Below are 9,682 nucleotides of genomic sequence, written 5' to 3' on the forward strand. Positions count from 1 at the left end.
CCTGTCAGTTCTTGGGCTTGTCCGCTTGTTGCGATTCCTGTCGCAACTTCGCGCGCCTGGCTTCGATGCGTTGCCGGATGGCTTGCAGCTGCGATTCGTTGGGCGACGGCGGCGCGGCATCCGCTTCGGCCTGCGGCGGGGTTTCAGGCGGCTGCGCCGAAACCGCCCGTGGCGGTTGCTGCGCTTGTGCCGGCGGGGCGGGTTCCGGTTTCGGCGATGGCGGGGGGACCGGCATCGTAGCCTGTGTCGCCCTGGGTACGGGCTGAACGCTGGGCAATGCCGTCGGCGGCTGGCCGCCGCTGCCGTCGAACACGCGCAGTTCCAGCACCCGGGTTTCGCTGGCGGAAGCGAAGGTCGCGCTGCGCGGGGTCAGCTCGGTCAGGTGCCAGCCGGGCAGCTTCTCCGAATCCTCGCCGAGCTTGAAGCGGATCGACTCGCCACCTTCCTGCGGCTGCAGGATCGCCATGCGCAGGCCCGGCGCGATCAGAACGCTGCTGAGCACGTAATCGAAGGTATCGGTCTTGCCCGCTTCGCCGCCGGGCTGCAGGGAAAATGGTTTGGGACGACGGTCACTGAAGAACAGCGGTCGCGCGGTCGCCTCGCCGTATTCGGCGAGCTCGTGCTTCACCAGCTGCGACGGCTTTGCAGCCGGAGGCAGCGCATTCGACAATGAGGTGTCGGCCGACAACGGTTCGATGCGCCCGCCCATGCCGAACATCGCCAGCACCCACAGCAGCAACGCCCAGCCGGCGATCGCCGCCAGCAACCAGGTGCGCGGTCCCACGCTGTCAGCGCGCACCCGGCACCCCGGTCGTCGGCTTCAGGAAGCCGTACAGGTTGAAGCTGACATCGAGCCCGCCCTGCTGCGCGCGGGAGGCATCGCCGACGAAATAGTTCGCCTGCGACAGGATGTTGAGGTCCTCGACGAACATGCGCGGGCTGCGGTTCTCCAACTGGTACAGCACTTTGCTCAGTTCCGGCATGCCGCAGCGCAGGCGCACCTGCACCACGATCTTGCGGAAGCGCTCGTTGCTGGCGACGGTCAATGGCGAGCGGTTGCTGATCTGGCAGCCGCGGTTGCCCGGGCTGGCCTCCTGCACCACCTGCTCCAGCTGCTGCACCAGCCCGGACGTGGCCAGTTCGGCGCTGGCCTCGGGCAGGAAACCGGGCCGTTGCGCGTCCTGTTGCCGGTTGGCCTGCAATCGGCGCTGGATTTCCGGCTGCTGCTGCAGCTGCATGCGCATGCGCAGTTCGCGTTGCTGCAGGTCGTCGATGCGGCCCTGCGCTTCCAGCATCGGCACGGTCCACCACGGATGCACCAGCAGCAGATACGCCAGCGCCAGCGCCGCCAGCAGCAACCCCAGCGCCAGCCAGCGATCGCGGTCAGCGCGCGGGTTGCGCATCGGCGTCTCCTGGTTCTGCGGCGGCGGGTTTGGCGGGGTCCGCCGCGATCGCCAGATCGGCGGTCAGCGTGAACCGGTCGCGCCCGGTGCGCGGATCCTGCTGCACCGCGCCGGCCAGTGCCGACGAGTGCCAGAGTTTGGAGCCTTCCAGATGCTGCACCAGCTGCGGAACCTCGGTGCTGAAGCCGATCAGCTGCAGCTTGCCGCCTTCCATCGACAGTTTTTCCAGATAAGTGCCGTCGGGCAAACGCCGACTCAGATCGTCGATCACCGCGATCGCGGTGGGCCGGCCGGCGCGGCTGCGCTCGAGGAAAGCCGCGCCCTCGACCAGGTCGAGCAGCTGCTGGCGTTGTTGCGCGACGCGGCGTGCGTCATCGGCGCGCGCGGATACTTCGCGTTCGAAGGCTTGTGCGGCGGCGCGCCGATTGTCGAGGATCTGCCACAGGCCGGCCGCCAGCGCGGACAGGATCAGCGCGGCGAGGATCCAGTTCCAGCGCCGCGACGGATCGGCCACGCGGCGGCGGCGCTCCATCGGCAACAGGTTGACCTGCAGCGGCAGGCTGTTTTCGTCGCCGATATCGACGCCGGTCAGCGTCGCCGCGGGAGCGCCGAGCCCGGCCAGCACCGTGTCGAGCGTGGCCTTGGGCACCGCCACCAGTTCGGCCTGGATCTGGCCATCGCCGCGGCGCTCCAGAACGCGCGCATCGAAATACACCGCATCGGCTGGGAATGGCGTCTGCCGGTCGATCTCGAACGCCATCACGTCGCGCAGGCGATCGCCGGCCGCGGCCGGCAGCAGCACGCGTCGGCGCAGTCCCGCGCCTGCCGGCAGCAGCACCCAGCGCGGCAACTCGGCGACGCTCGGTGCCAGCAACCGCGACAGCGGATCGTCGGCTTCCGCACCGGCCGGCCACGGCACGCGGCCGAGATCGCGCAGGCCATCCAGCGTCTGCACGCGCAACTGCAGGGCGTCGCCGTCGCGCGCCAGCAGCAGGCGTTCGCGCGCCAGTCCGAACACGGCACGCCACGACGCCGGCAGCCACGACGCCAGCGCCGTGCCCCACCAGACAAAGAAGCCACCCGCACCCGGCCCTAGCCGTGCGCCGAAGCGTCCGAAGCTGTCGCGTAACGCGCTCATCGCGGCGTGGCGCCCTCCTCCCATCGCAGTGCTGTGTAGGCCGAACCCGGAATCCGGTTGGCGCCGGTGCGCACGACCGCCCGCAGCACCGTCTCGCGACCATCGGGCAGCCGCGCGCGGCTGTCAACACTATACGTGCCGCTACCGAAGCCGACGAAGGTCTCCGGCGCGGCGGGATCGACCGGCGCCTTGCGCTGCTCGAGCAACGCTTCCGCATCCAGCCCCAGCGCCTGCAGCACGACGCCGTCGGCGAAGCGCGGATCGGGGCGCTCGGAACCGCCGAACACGGTCAGGTAAGGCTCGGCCTTCGCATACAGTTCCGGCGTCATGCCGAGCACCTGCTGCAGTTCGGCCACGCTTTCGAACGGCGCATCCTTGGCGCCGTAGGGCAGATCTTCCTGCGCATACTGCGGATCCTCGGCGCCGCCCTGCGCCTGGCTGAAGACGTCGCCATCGCGCCAGTCGATGATCGCCGACGCCAGCCGCGCGGCGACGTCCTGGTCGACGCCCAGCGCCTGCCACAGCCCGGCGAGCAGCACCGCATCGGCCGTGTTCAGATCGATCTTGCCGGACTCGTCGACGATCTTCAGCTGCACGCGCGCGTCGCCGAAACGCCAGTTGTAGTCGCGTCCGTCCGGATGCCACTGGCGGCGCGGATCGCTGTCGTCGAGGCGGGTGAGCGCGTATTCCAGCCCGGCGCGCGCGGCCTGGTCGGCGACTACGCCCTGGCTGAGTACGCGTCCCTGCAGGTGCTCCATCCGCGCGGTCATCGCGAAGGCGCCGACCAGCGACGTCAGCAGCACGATCAGCCACAGCACCAGCAGCAGTGCCGCGCCACGCATGCGCATCACTGGAACACCTCCAGCGCGCCGGGAACGATGCCGATGCCGTCGCTGCCGGCCTGCGGCAACGCCACCACCAACGGCGGCCAGTCGCCGATCGATGCGCTTCTGATTTCGATGGACACCTGCAACGGCAGGCGGTCGGCGGTGTTCCACTCGTCGAGCCAGTCGCTCAGCGAACCATCGTCGTTGACGCCGCGATAGCGCAGGCGCAACGACTGCAGGTCGCGCACCAGCGGCTCCGGCGCGCGTGGGCTGCGTTCCTGCACGAGTTGCCCGCCCTGGATCATCGCGAACGTGATCGCCAGGCCATCGCCATCGTTCACCGCGATGTCGTGCAGGTACGGGCCGCCGCGGCCGAGATAGTCGGGGATGTCGGCGACGAAACGGATGCGTTGCGGTTCCCCGATGAAACGCTGCGGCGTGCCCATGCCCGGATCGGTCGCGAATGCCATCGGCAGCGCCGACGCCAGGCGACGACGCAGGAAACCTTCGACCGCGCGCATGCGCTCGCTGCGTTGCGCCATGGCTTCGCCGCGCTGCGCGGTGGCCGTGGCCGCACGCAAGGTCGCGAACGCCAGGGCCAGCCCGGCGGCCAGCAGCACCGTCGCCAGCAGCACTTCGATCAGGGTGAAACCGGCCGTTCTGGCGGCAGTGCCGCCTGGCCGGCTGAACGCCCGAGGGCTGTGCCCGAGGGCCGGATTGAAGCCGGCCGCCTGCCGTTTCATGGCATCACCGCCTGCGACGGATCCGGTACGCTCAGGCGCAGGGTCTGCAGGCGCAGGCGCTGACGCGGACCAGCGTCGCCCCACTCCACCTGCAAGGCAAGCCGCAGCAATTGCGGCGCGCCCGGCTCGAAGGCAGCGGCGTTCGGCCGCGAAGGATCCGCATAGGGCGCGACGTCGAGTGTCCAGCGATAACGACCGCCTTCGAATTCGCCGCTGCTCTGCCCCGGCTGCAGGCTTTCGCCGACCCCGGTCTGGTCGAGCAGCGATTGCGCATGCAACGCGGCACGACCGGCGTCGGCCGACCAGCGCACCTGCCGCGCCGCGCCACTGAGGCTGCCCAGCAGCAGCGTCAGCGCCAGCGCCAGGATGGCGAACGCGACGATCACTTCGATCAGGGTGTAGCCGCGTTGTCGCGTGCGCGGGAAAGTCACCGGTCCACCTCGCCACGCTTCAGCGTCACCTCGCCGGTAAGCCAGGCGACATCGACATTCCACGCGGCATTGCCGACATTCAATTGCACACGGCCACCGGTGGAGGCGCCGTCGGGAAAGAACAGGATCGCGCCCTCGCCCGCACGCGACTGCAATCCGCGCTTGCCGGTGAACACGATGTTGAGGCTGCGCGGGATTTCGCCATCGCGGTCGTTGACCGTGCGCCAGGTGTGCGCGACCGGGTCGATCACGAACTTCTGCGCACGCCCGGTCGAAAGCGCCTGCGCACGCGCGTAGCGCAGGTTCGCAGCGATTTCCTTGGCGCTGGCGCGCATGCGCACGCCGTCGATGCCGCCGGACATCGCCGCCATCGCGAGCAGGCTGGCAATGGCGATGATCGCCATCACCATCAGCACTTCGAGCAGGGAAAAACCGGACGCCCGGCGTGCCCCGCGGCGCCCGGCATGAATCATGGTCTACTCGAACTTGATGTCGGCGTTGACGCTTTCGCCGCCGGCCTGGCCGTCCTTGCCGAGACTGACCAGGTCGAACGGCTTGCCGCCCTCGCCCGGCACGCTGAACGTGTAGGGATGGTTCCACGGGTCCTTCAGTTCGCCGGCCTTGGCATACGGTCCCAGCCAGCCGCTGGCATTGCCCGATTGCGTGACCAGTTCATCGAGCGACGCCGGCAGCCGGCCGGTGTCCATCTCGAACTGCTGCACCTTTTCCGCCAGCGTCTGCACCTGCGCCTTGGCGAGGTTGGCCTTGGCGCGGTCGCCGCCGCCGAGGATGCGCGACGCCGCGAAGGCGACGATGCCACCAATGAGGACGACCACCAGGATGATCTCGATCAGGCTGAAACCGGCCTGGGCGGAACGCAGCGGCGAACGGGTGATGGAACGGGGGAACGCGCGGGGCAGTTTCATCGTTTCAACCTATGACATTGGTGAGATCGTAAATCGGAATGAGCACGGCGAGGATGACGACCATCACCACGCCGGCCAGCAGCATCGTGATCACCGGCACCAGCGCGGCGAGCATGCGGTCCAATGCCTGCCCGGTTTCCTGCTCGAAGGTATCCGCGGTCTTGAGCAGCATCGTGTCCAGCGCGCCGGATTCCTCGCCGACCTGGATCATCTGCAACGCAAGCCGCGGAAAACGCTTGCCCTTGGCCAGCGCCGCGGACAGGCCGACGCCGTTCTTGACGTCGTCGCCAGCGGCTTCGACATCGTCGGCGAGTCTCCGGTTCCCGAGCACGTTGCGGCCGATGCCCAGCGCGGTCATCAGCGGCACGCCATTCTTCAGCAAGGTGCCCAAGGTGCGCGCCAGCCGCGCGGTTTCCAGTCGCGCCACCAGCGGGCCGACGAATTTCTGCCGCAGCAACCATTCGTCGAAGCGTGCGCGGAATGCGGATTCCCGGAGCTTGCGATCGAACCACCACGCCGCCAGCGCCGGGATCGCGATCAGCACGAACCACCAGTCGCGCACGAACAGACCGATGCCCAGCACGATGCGCGAGAACAATGGCAGTTCGGCATCCAGGCTTTCGTACATCGCCGCGAACTGCGGCACCACATAACCGAGCAGGAACAGCAGGCTCAGTCCGACCATCAGCAGCAGGATGATCGGGTAGATCAATGCGTTGATGACGCGACCGCGCAGCGCACGGCTGCGCTCCATGTAGTCGGCCAGGCGTTGCAGGGTTTCATGCAGGCTGCCGCCGGCTTCACCGGCACGCACCATGTTGATGTACAGCTTGCCGAAGGTGCCGTGCTGGCGCTCCAGCGCCGTCGACAACGCCGCGCCGCTGCGCACGGCGTCGCGGACGTCGGTGATGGTGCGTCTGGCAGCCTCGTCCTCCGGCAGTTCCAGCAGGATCGTCAGCGAACGGTCCAGCGGTTGCCCGGCGCCGAGCAGGGTCGCCAGCTGCTGGGTGAACTGCACCAGCCGTTCGCCGGCGAAGGGCTTGGGCTTGAACAGCGTGCGCCAGGCCGATTCGCCTTCGCCACCGGTGGCCGGCTTCGCTTCGACCGGCAGGTGCCCCTGTTCCTGCAGGCGCAGCACCACCTCGGCGTCGCTGGCGGCTTCCATCTGGCCGTCGAGCATCTCGCCACGTGTGTTGAGGGCTTTGTAGCGATAGAGCGGCATTGGTGTCTGCGCTGCGGGGCTCATTGCAGGATACCGCGAGCGCCGAGGGATGGGTCGAGCCGGCCATCGCAGGCCAGGCGTGCGGTCATGCGGTCGCGAGCCGCGATGCGTGCACCGGTAACCGGGCCGTGGACATCGCGACGACGACATCGGAAACACGGTACTCGCCGCCAGTCCGGCGCCATGCGCGCGGTATCGAACTGCGTGAGCGCTGACGTCCACGCTGATGCGCACATGCCTGCTCCGCCGTGGTTCTCATGTCGACCGTGACCTGTCGACGTGATTAACAGCATCTTCACGCCAGGCGCAACCAGGAAAAATTGCATCGCAATGCGACGACTTCCATATCGATCAGATACTTTGCGTCGCCACCTCGACGATGTCGAATGAATCTTCACACGCCAAGCCACAAAAACACGAAGGAGATTCTGCAACGCAGCATCGATCGCCTGTCGTGACATGCGCCGGCGCGCCACGAATCAGGGCATATAGCCAAGCGCCCCATTCACGGGTATGTTTCGGGAAGGGGCGTTGGTAACAGCTTCAGCTTCGGGGGAAGGGGATGCACGTCAGTAGCATTCACGACTACGCCGTCAGCGACGTACGCGATCGCTGCTGCCCGACGGCGCCATCTATTCTCCCTGCTCCATCGCAGCCGCGCGCTGCCGCACGCCCGCAACCCTCGCGTCACTTCCATCACATCGATCGTCATTGCAGACCACCCTGTCTGCGATGCGCGTCCGCGTGTTTGTTTCTGCTTATGTGTTTCTGCCTCACCTCGTAGTCGCTCGTTCACTGAAAGTTTTCCGGCCTGTCCCCGCGGCGCCGGGCTTCTTTCCCTTGAAGCGTTTCCACTGAAGGATTCCCCCATGAACAGGATTTACAGCAAGGTCTGGAACAAGTCGCTCGGCATGCTGGTGGTCGCATCCGAACTCGCCAAGCAGTCACACGGCACCGTAGGCGCCACGCGCGCATCACCCGGCATCACCGCATCGTTCCTTGCCTTGTCGATCTGTGGATCGCTCTGGGCGCTGCCGACATCCGCCGGCAACATCTGCCTGCAACTGTCCTCGTTCGGCGACATGCCCACGGCTTCGGGCGCCAACGCCTTCGCCTGCGGCATCGACACGGTCGCCTCGGGAGCCGGTTCGACCGCGTACGGCAACTACAGCAGCGCCACGCAGGCCGGCGCCACGGCTTACGGCAACGGCGCGCAGGCTTCCGGCATCAACAGCGTTGCCGTCGGTGCCGGATCGCGCGCCACTGAAGCAGACACTTTCTCGGTGGGCAGCGGTGGCGTGGGCAGCGGCCCGGCGACGCGTCGCGTCGTCAACGTCGGTGCCGGCATCAATGCCAACGATGCCGTCAACAAGGGGCAGCTCGACGAACTGGCGGCGACCTTCGTCGACGCCACGCGCTACTTCCAGGCTGTGGGCGCCAACGACGGCAGCGACGACGCGATCGCCAGCGGTGCGGAGAGCACCGCCGCGGGCGCGGGTGCAGTCGCCAGCGGCGATGGCAGCACCGCGGTCGGCACGCAGAACGTCGCCAGCGGCGGCGGCTCCAGCGCACTGGGTTACGTCAACACCGCCGAAGGCTTCGACAGCAGCGCCGTCGGCAACTTCAACGAAGCCAGCGGCGATGGCAGCAATGCCTTCGGCCGCAGCAACGTGGTCGGCGCGACCAACGGCAATGCCTTCGGTGGCGAGAACGTCGTCGATGGCGAGAACGCCACGGCGGTCGGCAATGGCAACACTGCCAGTGGCTTGAACAGCTTCGCCGGCGGCAGCGGCAGCACCGCTTCGGGCGAGGGCAACGTGGCGCTGGGCAATGGCGCCATCGCCGACGGTGAGAGCGGCGCGATCGCGGTGGGTGACAACAGCCTGGCTGCAGGCCAGAACAGCGCCGCATTCGGCCAGAACGCGCAGGCCACAGGTCCAGCCGCCGTCGCGGTGGGCGGCAACGCGGTAGACGAAAACGGCAATCCGCTCATCACCAACGGCGGCGTGCCGGTGGAGACGGGCGCGACCAGTGCCGGTATCGGTGGTACCGCGCTGGGTGCAAGCGCCAATGCGCAAGGGTTCGTCGCCACCGCCGCAGGCGTGGGCGCGTATGCGGCCGGCGCGCAATCGTCCGCGTTCGGCGCCGTCGCCAACGCGCTGGGCGACTACAGCACGGCCATGGGTACGCAGAGCTTGGCCACCGGCAATGGCAGCACGGCGATCGGCGGCCTTGCTGACCTCGTTCCGGGGCTCGGTTTCCTGGTCTCGACCCAGGCCACGGGTGAGGCTGCGTCGGCCTTCGGTTCGGGCGCGGGCGCGTGGGGCGACTACAGCACCGCCACCGGCGCATTGGCTCAGGCCGATGGCGTGGAAAGCACGGCGCTGGGCTACTTCGCCTACGCGCAGGGCAACACCGCCACTGCCGTGGGTGCAGAGGCATGGGCATCCGGCGAGAACAGCACGGCAGTCGGTTTCTACAGCACGACCTATGGTGCCGACAGCGTGGCGCTGGGTGCCAATTCAATGACCGAAGCCGACAACAGCGTGGCATTGGGCACCGATTCCTATACGGACCGTGCCAACACGGTCTCGGTCGGCGATGTCGGCAGCGAACGCCAGATCACCAATGTCGCCGCCGGTACCGAGAGTACGGATGCGGTCAACGTCGGCCAGCTGACCGATGCCACCCGCTACTTCCAGGCCAACGGTGCCAATGATGGCAGCGACGATGCGCAAGCGGTCGGCGAGTTCGCCCTCGCCTCCGGCGCAAACGCCTATGCCGAAGGCGACACCGCCTCGGCCTATGGCGCAGGCTCGGCGGCCGTCGGCATCGGTGCCACCGCCACCGGCAACCAGGCCGCCGCCGTAGCCGACAACGCCACGGCCAACGGCAATGGCGCCAATGCCTCGGGCGTCAGCAGCACCGCCGTCGGCGGCCAGCTCGCGCTGCTGGATGCCAACGGCAATCCGATCCTCGACGAGGACGGCAA

The 9,682-nt window shown here is 67.9% G+C and carries 10 protein-coding genes; 1 reads left to right on the top strand and 9 read right to left on the bottom strand.

The features are described 5' to 3' along the window. Positions 1-4 precede the first annotated feature (4 nt). From IP90_RS05945 to xpsF, 9 genes are read right to left on the bottom strand one after another with little or no spacing between them, the layout of a single operon-like run. Complete coding sequence (locus IP90_RS05945) at positions 5-799, bottom strand: general secretion pathway protein GspN (protein ID WP_144898688.1); 795 nt, start codon at positions 797-799, stop codon at positions 5-7. Further along, positions 789-1,403: a type II secretion system protein GspM gene (gene gspM, locus IP90_RS05950; RefSeq protein ID WP_144898689.1), complete on the bottom strand. Its 615-nt coding sequence runs from the start codon at positions 1,401-1,403 to the stop codon at positions 789-791. Before gspM ends, IP90_RS05945 begins: the two co-directional genes overlap by 11 nt. Continuing rightward, positions 1,384-2,541, bottom strand: coding sequence for a PilN domain-containing protein (locus IP90_RS05955; protein ID WP_144898690.1), 1,158 nt, complete (start codon positions 2,539-2,541; stop codon positions 1,384-1,386). Before IP90_RS05955 ends, gspM begins: the two co-directional genes overlap by 20 nt. Beyond that, the gene (locus IP90_RS05960) at positions 2,538-3,392 is read right to left on the bottom strand and encodes a type II secretion system minor pseudopilin (protein ID WP_199753403.1); all 855 of its coding nucleotides are present in this window, start codon (positions 3,390-3,392) and stop codon (positions 2,538-2,540) included. Before IP90_RS05960 ends, IP90_RS05955 begins: the two co-directional genes overlap by 4 nt. After that, positions 3,389-4,111, bottom strand: coding sequence for a prepilin-type N-terminal cleavage/methylation domain-containing protein (locus tag IP90_RS05965; RefSeq protein WP_144898691.1), 723 nt, complete (start codon positions 4,109-4,111; stop codon positions 3,389-3,391). The genes IP90_RS05960 and IP90_RS05965 overlap by 4 nt, the downstream gene beginning before the upstream one ends. Next, positions 4,108-4,542 (bottom strand): type II secretion system protein XpsI, encoded by a 435-nt coding sequence (gene xpsI, locus IP90_RS05970; protein WP_144898692.1) that lies wholly within the window; start codon positions 4,540-4,542, stop codon positions 4,108-4,110. Before xpsI ends, IP90_RS05965 begins: the two co-directional genes overlap by 4 nt. After that, on the bottom strand, positions 4,539-5,015 hold the full coding sequence (gene xpsH, locus IP90_RS05975; protein WP_144898693.1) for a type II secretion system protein XpsH: 477 nt from the start codon (positions 5,013-5,015) through the stop codon (positions 4,539-4,541). The genes xpsI and xpsH overlap by 4 nt, the downstream gene beginning before the upstream one ends. 3 nt (positions 5,016-5,018) lie before the next feature. Further along, on the bottom strand, positions 5,019-5,468 hold the full coding sequence (gene gspG / locus IP90_RS05980) for a type II secretion system major pseudopilin GspG (RefSeq protein WP_144898694.1): 450 nt from the start codon (positions 5,466-5,468) through the stop codon (positions 5,019-5,021). Positions 5,469-5,472: 4 nt separating this feature from the next. Continuing rightward, the gene (gene xpsF / locus IP90_RS05985; protein ID WP_144898736.1) at positions 5,473-6,690 is read right to left on the bottom strand and encodes a type II secretion system protein XpsF; all 1,218 of its coding nucleotides are present in this window, start codon (positions 6,688-6,690) and stop codon (positions 5,473-5,475) included. An 869-nt stretch (positions 6,691-7,559) separates the two neighbouring features. Between xpsF and IP90_RS05990 the strand changes: the two genes are divergently transcribed. After that, positions 7,560-9,682, top strand: a 2,123-nt coding sequence (locus IP90_RS05990; RefSeq protein WP_277874200.1) for an ESPR-type extended signal peptide-containing protein, incomplete at its 3' end; no start/stop codon positions are given.

This window comes from Luteimonas cucumeris, from assembly GCF_007830035.1.
Lineage (GTDB): Bacteria > Pseudomonadota > Gammaproteobacteria > Xanthomonadales > Xanthomonadaceae > Luteimonas_C > Luteimonas_C cucumeris.

Coding starts and splice junctions, on each gene's coding strand:
- gspM (WP_144898689.1), bottom strand. CDS start 1,403: ATGCGCAACCCGCGCGCTGACCGCGATCGCTGGCTGGCGCTGGGGTTG.
- IP90_RS05955 (WP_144898690.1), bottom strand. CDS start 2,541: ATGAGCGCGTTACGCGACAGCTTCGGACGCTTCGGCGCACGGCTAGGG.
- IP90_RS05965 (WP_144898691.1), bottom strand. CDS start 4,111: ATGAAACGGCAGGCGGCCGGCTTCAATCCGGCCCTCGGGCACAGCCCT.
- xpsH (WP_144898693.1), bottom strand. CDS start 5,015: ATGATTCATGCCGGGCGCCGCGGGGCACGCCGGGCGTCCGGTTTTTCC.
- gspG (WP_144898694.1), bottom strand. CDS start 5,468: ATGAAACTGCCCCGCGCGTTCCCCCGTTCCATCACCCGTTCGCCGCTG.
- xpsF (WP_144898736.1), bottom strand. CDS start 6,690: ATGCCGCTCTATCGCTACAAAGCCCTCAACACACGTGGCGAGATGCTC.